13 protein-coding genes are annotated in these 19,413 nt (G+C 57.0%); 5 read left to right on the top strand and 8 right to left on the bottom strand.

The features are described 5' to 3' along the window. Positions 1-86: 86 nt before the first annotated feature. The 3 genes from WJU22_RS16785 to WJU22_RS16795 are packed head-to-tail and all read right to left on the bottom strand — an operon-like array spanning position 87 to position 3,438. The gene (locus tag WJU22_RS16785; protein ID WP_341839332.1) at positions 87-1,229 is read right to left on the bottom strand and encodes a C1 family peptidase; all 1,143 of its coding nucleotides are present in this window, start codon (positions 1,227-1,229) and stop codon (positions 87-89) included. A 57-nt stretch (positions 1,230-1,286) separates the two neighbouring features. Continuing rightward, positions 1,287-2,837 carry a flotillin family protein gene (locus tag WJU22_RS16790; RefSeq protein ID WP_341839333.1) on the bottom strand — a complete coding sequence of 517 codons (1,551 nt, stop codon included), beginning with the start codon at positions 2,835-2,837 and terminating at the stop codon, positions 1,287-1,289. 4 nt (positions 2,838-2,841) lie between these two features. Beyond that, complete coding sequence (locus tag WJU22_RS16795; protein WP_341839334.1) at positions 2,842-3,438, bottom strand: hypothetical protein; 597 nt, start codon at positions 3,436-3,438, stop codon at positions 2,842-2,844. 100 nt (positions 3,439-3,538) lie between these two features. On the opposite strand from WJU22_RS16795, the gene WJU22_RS16800 reads away from it, so the two are divergent. Together WJU22_RS16800 and WJU22_RS16805 are read left to right on the top strand one after the other, a co-directional pair. After that, the gene (locus WJU22_RS16800) at positions 3,539-3,724 is read left to right on the top strand and encodes a hypothetical protein (protein WP_341839335.1); all 186 of its coding nucleotides are present in this window, start codon (positions 3,539-3,541) and stop codon (positions 3,722-3,724) included. A 44-nt stretch (positions 3,725-3,768) separates the two neighbouring features. Continuing rightward, on the top strand, positions 3,769-4,179 hold the full coding sequence (locus WJU22_RS16805) for a hypothetical protein (protein WP_341839336.1): 411 nt from the start codon (positions 3,769-3,771) through the stop codon (positions 4,177-4,179). A 2-nt stretch (positions 4,180-4,181) separates the two neighbouring features. Here WJU22_RS16805 and WJU22_RS16810 read toward each other — a convergent pair whose 3' ends face one another. Both WJU22_RS16810 and WJU22_RS16815 read right to left on the bottom strand, forming a co-directional pair. Further along, complete coding sequence (locus WJU22_RS16810) at positions 4,182-4,940, bottom strand: hypothetical protein (protein WP_341839337.1); 759 nt, start codon at positions 4,938-4,940, stop codon at positions 4,182-4,184. Positions 4,941-4,954: 14 nt separating this feature from the next. After that, the gene (locus tag WJU22_RS16815; protein WP_341839338.1) at positions 4,955-5,716 is read right to left on the bottom strand and encodes a hypothetical protein; all 762 of its coding nucleotides are present in this window, start codon (positions 5,714-5,716) and stop codon (positions 4,955-4,957) included. A 94-nt stretch (positions 5,717-5,810) separates the two neighbouring features. On the opposite strand from WJU22_RS16815, the gene WJU22_RS16820 reads away from it, so the two are divergent. Further along, positions 5,811-7,337: a sulfatase gene (locus WJU22_RS16820; RefSeq protein WP_341839339.1), complete on the top strand. Its 1,527-nt coding sequence runs from the start codon at positions 5,811-5,813 to the stop codon at positions 7,335-7,337. 84 nt (positions 7,338-7,421) lie between these two features. Here the strand turns inward: WJU22_RS16820 and WJU22_RS16825 are convergent, their stop codons facing one another. The 3 genes from WJU22_RS16825 to WJU22_RS16835 all read right to left on the bottom strand — a co-directional run bounded on the left by WJU22_RS16825 (position 7,422) and on the right by WJU22_RS16835 (position 14,886). Continuing rightward, a complete protein-coding gene (locus WJU22_RS16825) occupies positions 7,422-9,641 on the bottom strand; it encodes a TonB-dependent receptor (RefSeq protein ID WP_341839340.1) in 2,220 nt (739 codons plus the stop codon). A 182-nt stretch (positions 9,642-9,823) separates the two neighbouring features. Next, positions 9,824-13,720, bottom strand: coding sequence for a discoidin domain-containing protein (locus WJU22_RS16830; protein ID WP_341839341.1), 3,897 nt, complete (start codon positions 13,718-13,720; stop codon positions 9,824-9,826). A gap of 263 nt (positions 13,721-13,983) precedes the next feature. Continuing rightward, positions 13,984-14,886 (bottom strand): AraC family transcriptional regulator, encoded by a 903-nt coding sequence (locus WJU22_RS16835; RefSeq protein ID WP_341839342.1) that lies wholly within the window; start codon positions 14,884-14,886, stop codon positions 13,984-13,986. Between the two features lie 129 nt (positions 14,887-15,015). Here WJU22_RS16835 and WJU22_RS16840 point away from each other — a divergent pair, with 129 nt between their 5' ends. Further along, positions 15,016-18,450 (top strand): PVC-type heme-binding CxxCH protein, encoded by a 3,435-nt coding sequence (locus tag WJU22_RS16840; RefSeq protein WP_341839343.1) that lies wholly within the window; start codon positions 15,016-15,018, stop codon positions 18,448-18,450. Between the two features lie 102 nt (positions 18,451-18,552). Next, positions 18,553-19,410: a sugar phosphate isomerase/epimerase family protein gene (locus WJU22_RS16845; RefSeq protein WP_341839344.1), complete on the top strand. Its 858-nt coding sequence runs from the start codon at positions 18,553-18,555 to the stop codon at positions 19,408-19,410. Positions 19,411-19,413: the final 3 nt, after the last annotated feature.

A 19,413-nucleotide genomic window follows, 5' to 3' on the forward strand; every position in this document is an offset into this window, starting at 1 on the left:
TGACGTGGAAAATAATGGCCCGGATTTCCGGACGGTCCCGTTAAAATAGTAAAAATGACAATTATTCGCAACGCCGCTCATCCCAATTACAATCCCAGTTTCGCACGGATGTCTGCCGGCAAGCCGTTTTTATGCAGCATAACGTAGATGGATTTGAGCCGGATGTATGGCTGGCTCATGTACATGAACCCGTTGATGCAGCTCTTTTCGCCCCAGGAGTTCTTGACCTTGAAATACACTTTTCCATGCTGGTCTTTGACCTTGCCCACGATATGCATGTTGTGATCGTCTACCGTCCGGAGATTTTCGAATTCTTCCTGCCGGTATTGCTGGCTGATGTCCGCCATTTCGGGCTGCACTTTCCATGCCACGGTTTCCGCGTTTTTCGGATCGGCCGCCACCATGGCTACGCCGTATTGCGGGGAGAATCCCGGCTCTATGGCGTCTGTGTCGAGCGCGAGGGTGAAACCACTGTCCAGCGCGTAGTTGATGACTGCCATGTATTCGTCCAGCGGGAGGTTGTAAAATTCCCCGTTCAGGTGATTGGCGGGGATTTCGAGAATAAAAGGCTTGTAGAACGGGTGATGGATGAACGAAGTGATATTGACGTAATCCCGCGGCTGGATGCCGTGATGTGCCATGAAGCTGGACGGGGAGTATTTCGTGCCTTTGTAGTCGAATGTTTCCGGCGCTTTTCCCATATATTTTTCGAGAATGGCCGGCAGGCCTAGTTTCCAGGCTGCGGTGCGCTTCTTGCCGGGGTCGGCCCAGATCTGCATACTGTCCAGCAGTTCCGGGTACATTTTTGAATGGTCGAAGACCGAATCGCCCACATTTTTGCCCAGGTAAGCACTTTCAGGCATCATACCCAAAACGGGCATGCTGAAAAGCGGATCGTGATTGCTGCCGCCTTCCGTGAACCGGGATGTGCCCTGGCGGAGGATGAAGTTCTGGCCCTTGAGCAGGTAGGCGTTTTGAACGAAGTACATTTCTGAAAGGTCGACGCTATCGCCGGTCAGGCGGAGGATTTCCGATTCGAGAAACGATGAGGTGGAGAAGCACCAGCAAGTGCCGGAGCGGCCCTGGTCTTCGACGGGCATGGCGGGCAATGTGAAAATTTCCGTAAACCGGTACTCGCTTGGCGGCGGTGGTGGCGGTTCGTGGTTACTGTCGCAGGCGCTGAGGAACGCAGCGGCGAGGATCAGGAAAGAATGGCGGTAGAATGGCATGACGGTGAATTTATCGTGAAAAAAGAAGCCATCCCGTGGGATGGCTTCCTGGAAATTTTATTCGGTGGTAGCGGGTAGTTCGGTATCTCCGTTCTTGTGTTTCCCGAGATAGGAGGGGAGGTCCATACCGGCCATGTTGAACATGTCCTGCAACGGCGGAACGGCTTTATAGAGGCCGCTGATGAACCCGGCGGTCGACGATTGCCCGTTTTGCCCGTTGGCGCCATCCCAAACGGTGATTTTATCGATCTTGATATTTTTGATGGCTTCGGTTTGCAGTTTCACCAGTTCCGGCAGTTTGTCGGCGATCAGCAGCAGCACGGCATCTTTGGAGTTGTTGCCGGCGGCCTGCACGATGCGGTCGAGACCTTCCGCCTGTTTGGTGAGGATTTCATACATACCTTTCGCTTCGGCTTCCATTTTGGCGTAGATGGCGTCTGCTTCGCCTTTGGCTTTTTCGCGGATTTTCTCTGCTTCGGCCTGTGCTTCGATGATGGCTTTCTGTTTCTGGATTTCGGCGGTTACGACGATGTTGGCGTTTTGCGAAGCGCGCTCGCGGTCGGCACGGGCGTCTTCCGCTCTTCTTTCGGCCACATACGCTTCTTCGAGGGCTTTGGCGGACTGGATTTTTTCCGCGGCCACGGCGCGTTTGGCGGCTTCGGCTTCTTTTTCGCGGCGTTCCGCTTCCGACTGCGCGATCATCACGCGGGCGGTGTTTTCACCTTCCACGGCGCGGGCGTTGGCTTCGGAGGCGCGGATACGCGTGTCTCTTTCCGCTTCTGCTTTACCGATAGATTCGTCGCGGTTGGCGGCGGCGATGAGAACGGCCTTGTCCTTATTGGCGGTAGCGATCTGGGAGTCGCGGTCGCGCTGGGTTTCGGCGATGCTGACGTCGCGGTTTTTCAGCGTTTGCTGGATGGTGATATCCTTTTCTCGGTCGGCTTCGGCTTTACCGGTTTCACCCAGTTTTTCCTGTTCCGCCACGCTTTTCTTGGCTTCGTTGATGGCCTTGGCGGCGGCTTCCTTGCCGAGTGCTTCGATGTAGCCGGATTCGTCTTTGATATCGGTCACGTTCACGTTGATCAGCTTCATCCCGATCTTCTTGATCTCGGCTTCCACGTTGCTGGCCACGTTGGCGAGGAATTTATCGCGGTTGTTGTTGATCTCTTCGATGTCCATGGTAGCCACCACGAGGCGGAGCTGGCCGAAGATGATGTCTTTGGCGAGGTCGTGGATGGCGGCGCGCTGCAGGCCGAGGAGCCTTTCAGCGGCGTTGGTCATGGTACCGGGCTCGGTGGAAATGGCCACGGTGAAGCGGGACGGCACGTCTACCCGGATGTTCTGGCGGCTGAGGGCGTTGGTGAGGTTTACTTCGATGGAAATGGGCGTCAGTTCCATGAACGCATAATCCTGGATCACGGGCCAGATGAAGGCGGCGCCGCCGTGGATGCACCTGGCGCTGTGGGAGCCGTCCGGGCCTTTGCCTACTTTACCGTATACGACGAGTATCTGGTCTGACGGGCATCGTTTGTAGCGTTTGAAAAGGGCATAGAGGAGGGTGAACACAAAAACGACCGCTACGAGTACGGCAATCAGAATGTAATCCATGTTACTATCGGGTTTGTTTGGTGACGATTAATACCTGGTTGTCGAGAACGGAGCGGACGGTCACGAAAGCGCCGGTGCCAATGGGCTCGGCTTCGTCTGTCATGGCGTCGAGCTCGCGCCAGGCGCCCTGGACCTGGAGAGTTACTTTTCCAGTGCCGGTACGGGCGGGAGGGATGGTAAGATATACGGAAGCGGTGGCATGCAGGGCATTGTGCATCCTGAGCGTACCGTCGTAAGCGAGTTTGCCGGTGTAATAGAACATGGCGGCCATGATCAGCATCATGCCCAGGCCCGCCACAGATGCGGTAATGACCGTTACCGCGGGCGACAGCCCGTTGTGGATGCAAGCCAGGCCCACCCATCCGAAGATGGTGAAAAAGCCGAACATGTTGCGGATGGTGAAAAACTGGAACCCGATCCCGTCGTCCGCATCCAGCATGTCGCTCACATCACCCGTTGCACCGTCATGATCCCCGCCGAGCAGGCTCAGCACGTTCTGCACAAGGAACAGCAGTGAAAACAGGATGGCCACAGACCAAAAGATCTTTTCGAAAACGGGAAGCGGACCAAACCAGTCCATGATGGTTAGCATACTTGTCATGGCTTCGGGATAAATTGTTTCAGGGGAAGATAATGAAAATCCACAGATTCCGGAAGCGAAAAGGCACAAATATTGATTGGTGACAGGTAAACTCGGGCTTATGAACCTCAAACGGACTTTCGGGACGCTGCTGACGGTGCTGGGCATCGTAGGCATCCTTTACACGGGCTACGGTTTTATCCGTCAAAATGCCAACTGGCGCGAAATACTGGTTGCCGGTGTGATCGGTGTGGTATTTTTCACCGCGGGCATAGGGCTGGTGCGCAACACGCGCGACGGGTCCTGACCCCGCCATTTCCCCATCCCCGCAAAAATCCCTAATTTCCGGGCATGATCGAAGCAACGGACATCCGCATCGGCAACCTGCTGTGGTATTATGACTACCATATGGTCGAAACCGTGTTCCGTGTGGAAGGCATCCATGAAGGGTATGTATACAATTCCGGCCTCCCGCGCAGCCGGCTCCCCCTCGAAAAAACGAACCCCCTGAAACTGGAAGTACAGTATCTCTTCCAGTTCGGATTCCTCGCCGGCGACCCCGATTACGGCGAAGATCCGGATGTTTATACCTACAAGTACAACCGGTCAGACAGTATCTACATCCGCGACGACGGCGACAAATTCCAGCCCCTGGCGGCAAATGGAAAGGCGTTTGTGCCCTACGGCCGGCCCCTCGTGCATTTGCACCAGTTGCAGAACCTGTTCTACGACCTCACCCGCGACGATGTATTTATGCAGTAACGCTACGGGCGCTTCCTTTCCTGCGTTAATTGCTGCTCCAGTTTTGAAAGCTTTGCAGACGGTAAGTCGTCTGCGAACGTAAGTCCGTGGGCAATGTCGTCGTAAAAGTGAATGCGTCGGGCTTTGGGAAAGGAGCGAAGTTGCTCCAGCAGCCATTCGGGCTGACAGATATAACATTCCCCCAAAGCGATAGAAGGGATTTCGCTGGCGGATTTCTCCGTGTCGATTTCCGCCTGGAGCCATTCTTTCAAGATCAGCACGTCTTTCGTCCGGCACAGATAAATCCGAACATCTTCTACCAGTGATTCGTAGGTGGCATCGTAAGCCCGCATCCTGGTGTGCGTGGCACTGTCGAACAGGGTTTTATCGAGCGCATTTGTTTGCCTGTCAAATGATTTTTCGCGCAGCGCATCGGCGAGCTTACATTGTTGCCGGATGGCCCTGAGCTGGCGTTTGAAAAAGCCTTGTTGCACGGAGTCGGGGAGCTCGCGCACGAACTGTACGCGGCTTTTATGGATGAAACCTTCGAAACCTGCCAGCGACGCCATGTTCCACATCACTGCGTTCACTTTCCACCATTCGCATTGGGAGGGTTCTACATAAAATGGCTGATCTTTTAGGACGATAGCGGCCACAGGGGCCTGTGCGCCGGGGCTTCGGCGGATGTTCGTAAAACCGTCGGGATCGTTGATCACGGCCAGGGAGGAAGTTTGTGCCGTGGCGGAAATACTGATCAGCAACAGAAGAAGGGTGATTCGCATGGAGGGTTTTGCAATTATAGGTTTTCCAGTTCGTTGAGCCTTTTTTCGAACGCTTTCCGCTTGGCTTCCGGGAGTTTTACTTCCATCAATCCGAATTCGATCTGACCGATCACGATGGATCGTTCCCTTTTGGGAAGCGGGCGGATGATACGGATCACCCATTCCGGCGCCTGCCTGAAAAGCTCGCCCATCGCATATCCCGGAGATTCGCTGGCGCTGCCGGTATCTTCGGCCAGCACTTTGCACCATGCCAGCAGCACCACGCTGTCGCGGGTACGTTGCAGATAGCCCGGCATATAAGTCATGAGCGGATAATAGGAATATTCATACCCGTCTTCCCGCAATTGTCCCAGTTTTTTATAAGTGGCTTCGTCTTCGGCGGAAAATTTTTTGCCGTTCGCGAGATACTTGTCGAACAACCGGTTACTGGCCACGATCGTTTCGAGATGATGCGCCAGCAATCGGCAGATGGTAGATTGCAGGGCGGAATCCGGCATTTCGGAGAACAGGCGCACCCTGCTTTTATGAATGTAGCCTTTGCCATCGGGCAACGGCATGCGGGTACCTTCAGGTATTTCGAACACCCACCAGTCGCCGGGCTGTTTCGTACAGGAAAAAACCTGGTATTGATTGACCTGGTAGGGAGCGGGAGAAGTGGCGGATGGTTGCAGGCGAACGTTGGTGAACCCGTCCGGATCGTTGATCACGGCCCAGTTTTGCTGTTGGGCGAATGCGGATTGCGCGCAGCAGGCCAGGATCAGGGTAAGGAATCGCATGGTGCAGGGATTTGCATCAAATATAGGGATTGATTTTTATGCCGGAAAGCTGGCGCGGATGATTATCTTTGATCAGACCATCAAAAACAGTGACATGAAATTCCGCAGTATGCTGCTGGCCTCCCTGATCCTGCTGAGGTTGGGCGCCAACGCGCAATCTTCGAAAAGGCCCAATATCATTTTCATTTTCTCCGACGATCACGCGTTCCAGGCCGTGAGCGCCTACGGCGGCAAGCTCGCCAAAACGCCGAATATCGACCGCATCGCGCGGGAAGGAGCGATTTTCCGGAACGCCCTCGTCACCAATTCCATCTGCGGGCCGAGCCGCGCCACGTTGCTGACGGGCAAATACAGCCACCGCAACGGTTATCCGCGGAACGAGCAGCGGTTCGACGTATCGCAGGTCCTCTTCCCCCGGGTGCTGCAGCAAAATCAATATCAAACCGCATGGATCGGGAAATGGCACCTCGGCAGCTTGCCCGAAGGCTTCGATTACTGGCGCATCCTGCCCGGACAAGGCCACTATTACAATCCCGATTTCATCGAAAAAGGAAAAGATACCGCCAGGTCGGAAGGGTATGTGACCAACCTGGTGACAGACTACTCCCTCGACTGGATCCAGCACCGCGACACCACGAAGCCCTTCATGCTCGTAGTAGGCCATAAAGCGACGCACCGCGAATGGCTGCCCGATCTGCAAGACCTCGGCGCCTACGATCATATCAACTTCCCGACGCCCGCCAATTTCAACGATACGTACGAAGGCCGCGAAGCCGCCCGGAACCAGGATATGACCATCGCCACCACCATGCGTCTCGACTTCGACCTGAAAGTGCACGCCAACTACAAAGGCTGGGTCTACAACCGCTTCACGCCGGAACAACTGTCGGCCTTCAAAGGGTATTACGAAGGAAAGGTCACGAAGGAATTCGATGCATTGAAGCCCACCGGCAGCGCCCTCACGCATTGGAAATATCAACGCTACCTGAAAGATTACCTGGCAACGGCTAATTCGCTCGACCGCAATATCGGCCGCCTCCTCGATTACCTCGACCGCTCCGGCCTCGCAGAAAATACGGTGGTCGTGTACGCTTCCGACCAGGGTTTCTATCTCGGCGAACACGGCTGGTTCGACAAGCGCTTCATGTACGAAGAATCGCTGCGGACGCCTTTTGTGGTGCGCTATCCTGGGAAGATCAAGCCCGGTACGCAAGTGAAGGAACTGATGTGCAACATCGACTGGGCGCCCACGATCCTCGACTGGGCGGGCGTTACCACACCCGAAGATATGCAGGGCACGTCTTTCATGCCACTGGTGGCCAATCATGGCGATAAATCGAAATGGCGGAAGGCCGCTTATTACCATTATTATGAATACCCGGAACCACACCGCGTTTCACCGCATTTCGGGCTGCGGACGGAGCGATACACGCTCATCCGGTTCTACGGCCCGGCGGATAACTGGGAGCTGTACGACCTGGCCAAAGATCCCGGACAGGTGCACAACCTCATCGGCCGGAAAGGTTTCGAAAAAATCACGGCCGACCTGAAGGCGGAATTACGCCGGCAGATCGTTCAATACAAAGACGACGACGCCCTCCGGCTACTGGATAAAAGCTAAAATGAAAATCCCGGTCACGCGACCGGGATTTTTTTATATCAGTACTGTAAAATAGTCACCATCCCTGTTTTGATAAACCGGTGATCAAAACGAAGCCTGCAGCTTCAGTACCACATTCCTTCCCGGACTGCTGATACCCGACGCGAATACGCGGTAATGAATGTCTAGGAGATTTTCCAGTCCTGCCTGCACTTTCAGCCATGGCAGCACCGGATAACGCGCGGACAGGTTCAGCGTCGTCCAGGAAGGCGTGCCTTCGGGCGTGGCGTAGACGAGGTTGTCTTCGCCGTTCGGATTATAGTCCTTCGATTTCTTCCAGCCGTTGAAAAGCACGTAACCTTCCGTTTCCAGCTGCTTCCAGCCGAATTGAACGCCGGCTTTGCCGAACACGGGCGGGATGTGGTCCATGGGCATACGGGCGCCTTTCGCATCGGTATACCTGCCATGCGTGTACGTGACGTTGCCATATGCGCGAAGGCGCGGGAGCAGTTGCCATTGCGCCGCCGCCTGGAAGCCCGCGATCGTGGCTTTGGCCTTGTTCTGCGCCGCCACCACGGGCGTGAGCTGTCCGTTGTAAACCACGCCGGGCTTGCCGTTGAAGAGAAACGCGTCCAGCACGATGGCGTTGCGCAGCAGGCTGTAAAACCCGTTCAACTCCAGGAACAGCCGTTCCCCGAATTGCCGCGCCGCTCCCAGGTCGAAATTGACGGTTTGCTCCGGCCGCAGGTCGGGGTTGGGGACCACCAGCTGTGCGCCGCCGGCAGATTCGAAAACCTTGGCGATGTCGTCGATATTCGGCGCGCGATAGCCGGTGGATGCGTCGAACGACAATTTGGTTTGTGTATCGGGAAGGTAGATCAGGCCGAGATTGGCGCTCCAGGTCACATGCCGCTGGTTGGCTTCAGTAAAGGGCAGGTGGAGGATGGACGTGTCTGCGAAGGTGCAGCGCAATGCCGTGTAATTGGCGCGCAGGCCGTCGTTGAGGATCAGTTTTCCCGGAACGATCTTGTACAGGTGCTGTGCGTATGCGCCGAAATAATGCATACGGTTCTGCCCGTCCGGATATCGCGTGTCAAGCCCCGTTTGCTTTTCTCCCTGCTGGATGTTTTGCCGGAAGGCGGTGGATTTGAGGAAGTTCAACTGTCCGTCGCCGCCCACGTTCAGCTCATGCCTGCCTTTGCTTTTGCGCAGATCGAGATGGAATGCGGCTACGTGGATGTTTTCGATGCGATGTTCGCGCTGCGGATTGCGGTAGGCGCGCTGCATGCGGCTTTCTTCCACCGATTGGTAGCTCGCCCCGGCCATCAGCTGGTCGAAAAAGCCGTTCAACCGGGAGGATTTGAATTGCCAGGCGGCCATGAGCCTGTCCTGTGGCCCGTAGTACCATTCGGCCCAGCGGAGCTTGCCGTTGCGGAGGTCCGTCAGCCGGTCGTACCGTGGGATGTCGCTGCTGGTGGAGTATTGGATGTTGAAGAGATGTTCATGTCCTTCCTTCGGCTGCCACCTGAATTTCTGTAACAGGTCGTATTGCCGGTAGCCACTGTTCCGCTGGATGCGCTCGTCGGCATTGGAAAGCACCGAATCTACGCCGTTAACGCTTCCGATGAACTGTCTGCGCTTGCCCCAATCGCCGTCGTGCCGGTTGCGGCGCGCCCCCATGCGGAGATCTCCCACGTCGGAATAGGAGAACGAAGTCAGTGAGGCAAACTTCCGGCCGCCGGCGTTTACGTCCAGATGTCCGGTATATTCCTCAAACGCGCTGCTGTAGCGGGCGGAGATGTTGGTGGAGAAGCGATGGAACTGCGGGTCTTTCGTCCGGAAATGGATAACGCCGCCCAGGGCGTCGGAGCCGTAAATGGTGGAGGCGGGGCCGTAGATGATCTCGACTTTTTCGGTGATGTCGTCGTCAATGGTGATCACGTTCTGGAGGTGGCCTGTCCGGTAAATGGCGTTGTTCATCCGCACCCCGTCTACCACGAGCAGTATGCGGCTGGCTTCAAAGCCCCTGAGCACGGGGCTTCCACCGCCCAGTTGGCTTCTTTGCACGAAAACTTTCCCGCTTTGCTCGAGGAGCCCGCCCGTGTTGTTGGATAGTGAGGCCCTGATTTCCGGGGCGTGCATTACTTCCACTTTCTGTGCCACGAACCGGCTTTTTTCTTCGAATTTATTGGCGGTTACGATGACTTCCGTCAGCGGATGAACGGAATCCCTGGCCGCGGGGCGCTCCTGCGCGGCAGCGGTCTTTCCGGCAGCGGAAAGTACGGAAGCGAGGAGCAAAATGTTATGTAGAGGAGGGTGTTTCATCGGGTTGCTTTACATCAGAATGTTGAATAATATCAGCCGGAACATACCGTTCTGGCACATGGATAATGCAAACGCATATCGCGTCGATGGGTTGTTATTGCGGGAAGTTCGCTTTCACTCCGTGCTGACTGATTTTCTGAAAAGTAAGCGGACACGCCCTTTCAGGCATGTCCGCTTTCCTGTTACCGTTGAATCACAAAGCGGGAAGTTTCCCTGCCGCCCGGTGTTTCGATGGTGAGGATGTACATGCCGTTCGGCAGCATGGCGGTATTCAGCTGGTGGGTGGTTTGCTGAAGGATGCCGAATTGCCGCAGCTTGCCGTCCATATTATGCACCCAGAATTTCACCGGCAGTTTAGCGGCGGCAGGCAGCTGGATGTTCAGGTATTGCTGGGCGGGATTCGGGTACACGCGCACCACGGAAACCTTCTCTGCGCCGGTCTGCAGGGAATCTTTCACCACCACCGGCGGCGGTGCGTATACATTGATTTCCGCTGCACTGGCCCATGCGCCGCTGCTGGCGGCGGAAAGCGTTTTCAGCCGTACGAACCGTGCATTGCGCGCTGTGAAAGTGGCCGTGCGCTCCGATTTGCCGCCCGATGGCCAGGTACCGGAAGCCGCAGCCGTGCCCCAGTTCACGCCGTCGGAGCTGGTGTAAATTTCATACCCGGTGATAGTGCCGTTGGTACCGGCATCCTGTCGCGGGAGGTACCCGATGCTGCCGATAGTAGCGCAGGCGCCCAGGTCGATGTGCAGCTCATGCGGATGGGTAGGCGTGGAAGTTGACCAGGCGGTATGCCAGTAGGTACTGGTATTCCCGTCGATGGCGTGTATGGCGCGGCCGTTGTTCGCACCTTCTCCGGTGAGCTCTTCCGAGGATACGAACTTCACGCTCCAGTTGCTTTTGGCAGGAACGGTGCCGCCGCCGCAGGCGGGAGCGGAGATGATATCGAACCGCCATTTCTGCGCAGCAAGACCAGCATCCGCGCCGATCTGCACGTTCGCATTATCTGCGTTGGCGCCGCCCGCCACTTCCATGACTTTGGTAAGGTCGTTGGCTACCTGTAATTTATACAGCCCGCCGCCGACGTTGACGATCTTCCATCGCTGGGAGTTGCCGGTATGCTCGGCGTACATCTGCACATTGGTGCCGTTCGCCGTTCCGTTGGCATAAACGTCCAGTGCTTTGCCGGCCACGTGCTGTGGTTTCAGGTTGTAATAACCGCTGCCGACGTTGATGAGGCGCCAGCGCTGATAATTGGCGCTGTTGTCGGTCAGGATGTCGACGTTGGTTTCATCCGCCGTACCGCCGCCCGTCACGTTGAGGTTGCGGGTGAGGCCGTGACTGGGCTTGAGCTCGTAGATGGCGCTGTCGATCAGCCCGTTGCCTCCGGTAATGGTGATGAAATTTGTTTTGGTAAGACTGTTGTTGCCCTGATCGTCTGTCACCGTGAGCGAAACGTTGTACTGCCCGGGCGCGCTGTACACCACTTTCGGATTGCGGGCGGTAGACGTAGCGGGCGACCCGCCGGGGAAGCTCCAGCTGTAAGCTGCGCTGGTGACCTGTTGCGCGGAATTGTTGTAATAGCGCGCGGTATCGCCGACGGTTTTGGTAGGCGCGTCTACGGCGATGAGGGCTTCCGGGGGCGAGGTTTCGTAAAGGTCGCTGGCCCATACGCTGCGGTTGGTGCCATTGATGAGCTTGGCGTCTTTATAATCGATCGCCAGGCGGGTGCAGAACGTGAGCGCGGGGAGGCCCTGGTTGAAGAGGACCCAGTCGGCCATGGTGTTGTTGCGGTAATACACCGACCGTTTCGTGCCGATATATACGCCGCCGTTGGTGCCCCGCTGGTGGAGGATTTCCGTCACCTGTTCGCCGTTCAGCAATGTGGTACTGAGGTTGGTCCAGGTAGTGCCGCCGTCGGTGGATTTGTATACTTTCTGCCCGTCTACGGTCGAATTCACGCGCGCCACCCAGATGTGATCGGGGTTGGCGGCACTGATGGTAATGTCGAACGCTACGCCGCTGCTTGAAAGCCCGGTGGGCGTAACATCCGTCCAGCTGCTGCCGCCGTTCGTGCTTTTCATCACTTTCTTTACCGTGCCCAGCGTAGCGGCGTACATGATGGAAGGATTGCGGTACCCTACGGCAATGCATCCTATCTTCTCCCCGAAATCATACACCGATGAATAGGTAGCCCCATGGTCGGTCGACTTCCACAGCGCATTGCCTTCTCCCAGCCAGATCGTGTTGTAATATTGCGCATCCCAGATGATGTCGCTGCTTTGGCCGATGGTATAGGAGCGGTTGGGCAGCTTGCCGTTGGGAAGATTGATGGGAGCCGTGCCCCTGCTGCCCGTCAGCTCTTTCCTGCCGTAATCGAACACCACGATGCGATCGTTGGCGTAGGAAACGGCGCCGAGGTAATTGTCGCCCCCGCCGGTACTGATCCAGCCGTCGGTATAGGTGTTGTTATCCTTCAGTAACGTACCGTTGTGATACGTGCCGCCTACCATCACATTGTTGCCTTCCCAATTGCCGACGCCGAATCCCCAGAAATCCGTTCCCTTGATGCCTTTCATGCGTATCTGGAAGTTGGCGCCGCCGTCGTTGCTATAGAAAATCCCGCCGTCGCAGGCGATCCAGAGATCGCTGCCGTAATAGCGGATGTCGTGAATATCTGCATGCACGTAGTTCACTTTGTTGGAATGGCTCCATTTGGCCGGGCAGGTCCAGTTCACGCCACCGTCCGTACTTACCCAGCGGTTCACCGCGCCGAGCTGGATGTTGTTGGCGTTGGCGGGGTCTGCGTCCAGCGCGAGGTCGTAGTAATATTGGCCGCCGTCGTCGGAGCCGTCGTCTGCCCAGGCCATGAGATTCTTGTTGGTGGTGGCGTTGGGCGCGCCGCCGGGGCCGGTGCCGCAGCAGGAGAACGACCAGCTTTCCCCCGAATCGGTGCTTTTGTAAACGCCGTACAATCCGCTGCCGCCGTTCGCAGCGCCCGTTGCGAGGGCATATACGATGTTCGGGTTGGCGGCAGTTACGGAGATCTCGGTGCGTTTCTGTTCTTCGCCGGAAGCGGTGGGGTTGGGCCAGCCTGTAGTTTTGATCGTCCAGGTGGCGCCGCCGTCGGTGCTTTTATAGAATTCGGTTTTTACGCCGGTCTGCCGGATGGCATAAGCCGTGGTATTGCTGCCCGGTTTGAATTCCACTTCCTGGAAAATGCCGGTCATGACCTGCGTGAAATTGGCCCCTGCGTCGAGGGAGCGGTACAGCCCCTGGTTAGACGCCACGAACAGGGTGTTGTTGAAACCCGGCCGGGAAACGATGTCGTTGATGGTGTGGTTGACGCTGTTGAACGTGGCATCGCCGGCCTGGGAAAAGCTCGTGCCGCCGTTGGTGCTTTTGTAGAGCCTGCTGGCGCCGCCGAAATAGACGATGTCGGCGTTCAGCGCGTCGATCTCCACGCTCAGGATGCTGCTCACGAGCATATTGTCGGTGAGGGCCGTCCAGTTGAGGCCCTTGTCCGTCGACTTGAACAATCCCGCATTGGCCGTACCGGCATACAGCACATTGGTGTTGCTGAGCGATTGCTCCACCGTGTACACGTGCGCCGCGCCGGAAGCGTAACTGGTGCCGGACGCGCCGTTGTCGAAATTGATGGGCCCCACGCAGGTCCAGTTGGCCACGCCGCTCAGTGCGCGCAGCTGCGCCGCTTCGCCCGAACGCTGCAGGTAAGCGCGGCCGAGCTGGCGGTCTTTCTCGTTCGGGCCTTTGTCGGGCGGCGAGGAATACGGATTGCGGCTCACTTCGCGCAGCCAGCGTTTATAATATTGCGTGTATTCGTTCTTCACGAACGGATGCGTTTCATAATACTTCTCGAACGCTTCCGTCACTTTATCCGGATCGGGATTTTCGCCGTACATGAGCCGCACCCAGTCGGGCAGCTTCGGATTGGCGGCGTTCACCTTCATTTCCATGGATTGCGCGGAGGCGGATCGCCATACTGCGGAAAAGAGAAGCGTAGTGGCCAGGATGAGGGCCTGTAATGAAAAGGACAGGATTCGGCGCGTTCGCATGGAACGGCACAGGGCTTTGTAGACCATGAGGGTTCGTATTAATTGGTTGATGAATGCTTATCGTTATCTACAAACTCGGCCAGGGTTCATGTTCAAGTTGGATGCGCTATCTGACGTGGCTTTGCTCTATGGGTTAAATGCATACAGTTCGGTTGACATGATGCCTCGCCGGTAAAGTACCTCCGGTCACTGCAACGGGACGTTGTATCAAATTACGTTTTACACTTATGTTACAAAGCAGGGGAAATGCACAAACAAGTTTGTCAGCCTTTGGTTCGGGGCATACCCTGTGCAGGGTATCCCGACTCGGAATAGGCGCGGCGGTAGGCGAGCGGACTGTACGAGGTGAGGGCGCGGAATTGCCGGTTGAAGTTGGAAAGCGTCTGGAACCCGCTTTCATAGGCGATCTGGGCTACGTCCATCTCTTTTTCGAGGAGGAGTTTGCAGGCATAGCCGATGCGGATTTCGCTGAGGAAATCGGAGAAGGTTTTGTTGGCGTGGGTTCGGAAATAGCGGCTGAAGGATGTGGGCGTCATGTTCGCCAGTGCGGCCGCGGCGTCGAGGCTGATCTTTTCGCGGAAATGCTGCATGACGTATGCATGCACGCTGTTCATGCGCTCGGTGTCTTCGGCCTTGAGCGCGTTCGTATAGCCGGCGCCGGCCAGGAGGCGGTAGTGGTCGGAGTGGGACAGGAGGTCGAGCAACCCGAGGAGCGCCAGCACCCGGTCGAAATCGCGCAGCTGCGGCAGTTCCTGCATCCGGCGCGATGCTTCCTGCTGGGTAGCGCCGGTAAACTGGATGCCTCGCGTAGACCGTGTCAGTAATTGCCGGATGCGGAGGGATTCGTTTTTGGACAGGAGCGCCGCGCCCAGGAGGTCTTCATGAAAATAAATCACCACGCCCTCCGTCTGCCGGCCGCGGTCTCCCTCGAAATACTCGGGGTCGCTGCGCCAGAGGTGCGGCAGGTCGGGCCCGGTAAAGACGAGGTCCCCCGGCGCAAAAGGCTCCACATGATCGCCGATGAACCGCGTGCCGGTACCTTCCAGCACCACGAACAACTGGTATTCCGCATGGAAATGCCAGTTATGATCGAAGTGCGGCGCATGCAGGTGCTGCACGGCAAAAGCACTGTCCGGCGAGATGCGGGCTTTCTGAACGGCTTTCATGTTAACTGTCTTTTGTCCTGATAAAGGTAATAAATCGAAATCCATGACAAAATACAGTCTGAATTCGACATAATCGAGGAATGGCGTCTTTTTTTTAAGTTGCAATTTGGGATGTAATTACGACAGCCAATGAAACTTCGATTCCACGTCTTAAGCCTGATGCTGACCGCCCTGTTCCTCACGGCCTGTTCCAAAGCGCCGCAGGGGCCGTTGCAGGTATTATTTCTCGGTCATCCGTCCACCCATCACCATTCCGAACGGTACATGCCCATCCTGGCCTCCGCGCTGGCAACGGAAGGCATCCAGTTCACCTATGCGGATAATCCGGATGTCCTCACCGAAGAAACCCTCCGGGATTTCGATGTGTTAATGTTATATGCGAACCATGATTCCATTACCCCGTCCCAGGAAGCCGCGCTGCTCAGCTTCGTTCGCGGGGGCAAGGGCTTCGTTCCCATTCACTGCGCCAGCTATTGTTTCCGCAATTCGGCAGAATTCGTGAAAATGGTAGGCGGACAATTCAAATCCCACGATACGGCCACTTTCAACGTCACCACGCTCGATACCACGCACCCCGTCATGAAAGGCCTGCAACCCTTCACGACGTGGGACGAAACCTACGTTCACGATCATCTTTCCGACGACAGGACGGTGCTGCAGGAGCGCCCCGAAAACGGCCGGAACGAGCCCTGGACCTGGGTGAAGGAATATGGAAGCGGCCGCGTGTTCTACACGGCTTACGGGCACGACGAGCGCACCTGGTCGGCCCCCGGATTTCAGCAATTAGTGAAGAACGGCATCCTGTGGGCCGCCGGCGACAAAGCCCGCAAAAACTGGGAAGCCTTCCGCGCCACCATGCCCACGTTGCAATACCGCGACGAAGCCAATATCCCCAACTACGAAAAGCGCGATCCGGCGCCGCGGTTCCAGTTGCCGCTGAGCCCGGATTCCTCCGCGAAACTCATACAGGTACCGCCGGGATTCGAACTGCAACTGTTCGCTTCCGAGCCCGATATCATCAATCCCATCGCCATGGCCTGGGATGAAAAAGGAAGACTTTGGGTGATCGAAACGGTAGATTATCCCAACACGGTCCGCAACACGGAAGGCGAGGGCGACGACCGGATCAAGATCTGCGAAGATACGGATGGAGATGGCCGGGCGGATAAGTTCACCGTCTTTGCCGACAAGCTAAACATCCCCACCAGCCTCGTTTTCGCCAATGGCGGCATCATCGTTTCCCAGGCCCCGCATTTCCTTTTTCTGCAAGATACAGATGGCGATGATAAAGCCGATGTAAGAAAGATATTGATCAGCGGATGGGGGACTTTCGACACGCACGCCGGCCCTTCGAACCTGCAATACGGCATGGACAATCATATCTGGGGAACGGTAGGGTATTCCGGCTTCAAAGGCAACGCCGGCGGGCAATACCGCGAATTTTCCCAAGGGGTTTACCGCTTTGCGCCGGACGTGTCTTCCTTCGAATTCGTAACACCGACGAGCAACAACACCTGGGGCTTCGGTTTCAACGCGGCCAACGATATTTTTGCCTCCACCGCCAATAATACCCACAGCGTATTCGTCGGCATCCCGAACGCGGCGCTCAACGGTGTGGAAGGCGCCGCCATCGCCGGAAGCACGAAGATCGACGGGCACTATGCCATGCACCCGGTAACGGCGCATGTGCGGCAGGTAGACGTTTTCGGCGGGTTCACCGCCGCTTCGGGGCATTCGTTTTATACTGCTTCGCAATATCCTGCGGCGTATCAGTCTGCAGCGTTCGTTTGCGAGCCGACGGGGCACCTCGTGCACGTGGCGCGCATCGAAAAAGACGGCGCCGGTTATAAGGAAAAGGACGGATGGAATCTATTTGCTTCCGCAGACGAATGGGTGAGCCCGGTGGAAGCGAAAACCGGTCCTGATGGCGCCGTGTGGGTGCTGGACTGGTACAACTTCATCGTGCAGCACAACCCCACGCCCACGGCGGAACGCGGCGGATATGCAGCGGTCAACGGAAAGGGTAACGCGTACGAAAACCCCCTGCGCGATAAAACCCATGGCCGCATCTGGCGCGTAGTGCATAAAAATGCCAAACCATCAACCAAAATACAACTCGGGAACACCGCATCGAACCTCGATGCCCTTAGCCACGACAACCTCTTCTGGCGAATGACCGCCCAACGGCTCATCGTGGAAAAGAAAGACTCGGCCGCATTGCCGGAACTCGCAGCACTGGCCGCAGGAAAGGCCCCCGCCGCACTGCATGCCCTTTGGGCCATCGACGGGCTCAACGCCGCAGGGCAACACCGCGCAACGGTAGAGAAAGCCCTGCGGCACGAAGACGCATCGGTGCGGAAGGCAGCCATCCAGATCATGGCCCGCCATCGGTGGACGGACAAGCAGATGCTGGCTTCCGGCGTGCTGCAGGATAAAGATGCGAATACCCGGCTGGCCGCGTTCGTGGCAATGGCGGGGATTCCGGCTTCAGACACGCTGGGGCGTGCGTTGTACGGCATGAGCAAGGAGCCCGCGGTACGGGGAGACGAGTGGCTGGCCAAAGGATTGTATGCCGCAGCGGCGCATCACCGGAAAGGGTTCATCGCCGCGTTCATGGCGGAGCATCCCGGGTTCGGTGAAAAGGCAGCTGAAAAAGTGAGTCGTTCCGTAACCGATATCGACGACACGAAATGGAAGACCATGCGCCTTCCGCAATACATTGAAAATGCCGGCCTGGCGATCGACGGCATCGTTTGGTTCCGCACAGTGGTAGACGTTCCGGCCGCCGCCGCAGGAAATGCTGCAACGCTTTCCCTCGGGCCCATCGACGATTCCGATGAAACTTTCGTGAACGGGAAACCCGTCGGTAAAACGGAAAAGAAATGGGCCGAACCGCGGAAATACACGATCGGCGCGGGTGTACTCAAACCTGGACGCAACATTATCACCGTTAAAGTGACCGATACAGGCGGTGGTGGCGGCATCTACGGAAAACCCGATGGTATGTACCTCGAAGCCGGTGGGAAAAAGATCCCGCTGGCGGGCGAGTGGAAATATGATGTCGAGAAAATTTTCAACGGCGAAGGCGTCAAACTGTTCGCAGACCGTGGCCTTGCCGAAACGTTCGTGTACACGTATCTCAACCGGCAAGAAGCGCCCATCGCCGGAGCGCCCGCCGGAAAGGCAGACCAGACGGTGATGCTGAAGGTGATCCAGAACGAGATGAAGTACGACCAGGCGTCGTTTACGGTGAAAGCCGGAACGGTGGTGGACGTGGTGCTGGAGAACCCGGATTTCATGCAACACAATATCGTGATCGTTACGCCGGGATCGTTGCAGACGGTGGGCCAGGCGGCCAACAAACTGGCCGCCGATCCGCATGGCGCGGAAATGAATTATGTGCCCGAGATGCCGGAAGTGCTGTTTTCCACGCGGCTCGTCAACCCGCAGGAAACGGTCGTGCTCCGCTTCAAGGTCCCCGGTGAACCGGGCGATTATCCGTTCGTGTGCACATTCCCCGGCCATTGGTCGATCATGAACGGTATCATGAAAGTAGTACGTTAATCCACATTTTGATATTCCACGTTTACAGGTTCCCGGAAGGGTGGGAGCGGCAAGGAGACCGCTCCCGCATCCGCCGGGCGCACCCGGAAAAAACAGATGATCATGCAAAACATTACACTGGGCGCAAGCACCTGGCTCTGGACGTCTCCATTCAACACCCAGTCCATCCCGCTTTTATTCAAGATTCGTGACATGGGTTTCGGTGCGGTGGAAATTCCGGTGGAATACCCGGAACAGATCGATGCGCAGGCCGTGCGCCGCGCATTGAAAGAAACCGGCCTCGCAGCCGTTGTTTGCGGTGCCTTCGGTCCATCGAGGGACCTAACGCATGCAGACGCCTCAGTCCGCGCAGCCAGCATCGCCTACATGCGGCAATGCCTGGAGCTTTGCGCGGAATGGGATGCGCCGGTTTTTGCCGGCCCCATGTATTCCGCCGTGGGGAAAGCCCGCCAGTTGCCGGAAGCGCAGCGCAAGGCGGAGTGGGACCTTGCCGTGAAAGGCCTGCGGGAAGTATGCAGCATCGCGGGGCAGGAGGGCGTCCGCCTCGCCATCGAACCGCTGAACCGTTTCGAGTCCGACCTTGTGAATACCGCCGCAGATGCGCGCCGTATGGCGGAAGAACTGCAGCATCCGTCGGCGGGTGTGGGACTGGATAGTTTCCATATGTCGATCGAAGAAGTGGACCCCGGCGAAGCCGTTCGCACGGCGGGAAGCTGGCTTACGCACGTCCAGGTATCGGAAAACCACCGCGGCATTCCCGGGACGGGGCAAACGCCCTGGCATTCGCTCCGCGATGCGTTGCAGGAAATCGGGTACAGCGGCGTGGTTTCCATCGAGAGCTTTACGCCCGATGTGCAGGAACTGGCCGGTGCGGTTTGTATCTGGAAGCAGCGCGCGCCCGACCAGGATACTTTCGCCAGCGAAGGCATCCGTTTTTTACAACAACTTTTCAAACATTGAGCC

This window comes from Chitinophaga caseinilytica (genome assembly GCF_038396765.1).
GTDB lineage: Bacteria > Bacteroidota > Bacteroidia > Chitinophagales > Chitinophagaceae > Chitinophaga > Chitinophaga caseinilytica.

Excerpts from the sequence above, each read along its gene's own strand:
- WJU22_RS16815 (WP_341839338.1), bottom strand. The coding sequence starts at position 5,716 with ATGCGATTCCTTACCCTGATCCTGGCCTGCTGCGCGCAATCCGCATTC.
- WJU22_RS16790 (WP_341839333.1), bottom strand. The coding sequence starts at position 2,837 with ATGGATTACATTCTGATTGCCGTACTCGTAGCGGTCGTTTTTGTGTTC.
- WJU22_RS16805 (WP_341839336.1), top strand. The coding sequence starts at position 3,769 with ATGATCGAAGCAACGGACATCCGCATCGGCAACCTGCTGTGGTATTAT.
- WJU22_RS16845 (WP_341839344.1), top strand. The coding sequence starts at position 18,553 with ATGCAAAACATTACACTGGGCGCAAGCACCTGGCTCTGGACGTCTCCA.
- WJU22_RS16835 (WP_341839342.1), bottom strand. The coding sequence starts at position 14,886 with ATGAAAGCCGTTCAGAAAGCCCGCATCTCGCCGGACAGTGCTTTTGCC.
- WJU22_RS16830 (WP_341839341.1), bottom strand. The coding sequence starts at position 13,720 with ATGCGAACGCGCCGAATCCTGTCCTTTTCATTACAGGCCCTCATCCTG.
- WJU22_RS16825 (WP_341839340.1), bottom strand. The coding sequence starts at position 9,641 with ATGAAACACCCTCCTCTACATAACATTTTGCTCCTCGCTTCCGTACTT.
- WJU22_RS16785 (WP_341839332.1), bottom strand. The coding sequence starts at position 1,229 with ATGCCATTCTACCGCCATTCTTTCCTGATCCTCGCCGCTGCGTTCCTC.
- WJU22_RS16820 (WP_341839339.1), top strand. The coding sequence starts at position 5,811 with ATGAAATTCCGCAGTATGCTGCTGGCCTCCCTGATCCTGCTGAGGTTG.
- WJU22_RS16795 (WP_341839334.1), bottom strand. The coding sequence starts at position 3,438 with ATGACAAGTATGCTAACCATCATGGACTGGTTTGGTCCGCTTCCCGTT.
- WJU22_RS16800 (WP_341839335.1), top strand. The coding sequence starts at position 3,539 with ATGAACCTCAAACGGACTTTCGGGACGCTGCTGACGGTGCTGGGCATC.
- WJU22_RS16840 (WP_341839343.1), top strand. The coding sequence starts at position 15,016 with ATGAAACTTCGATTCCACGTCTTAAGCCTGATGCTGACCGCCCTGTTC.
- WJU22_RS16810 (WP_341839337.1), bottom strand. The coding sequence starts at position 4,940 with ATGCGAATCACCCTTCTTCTGTTGCTGATCAGTATTTCCGCCACGGCA.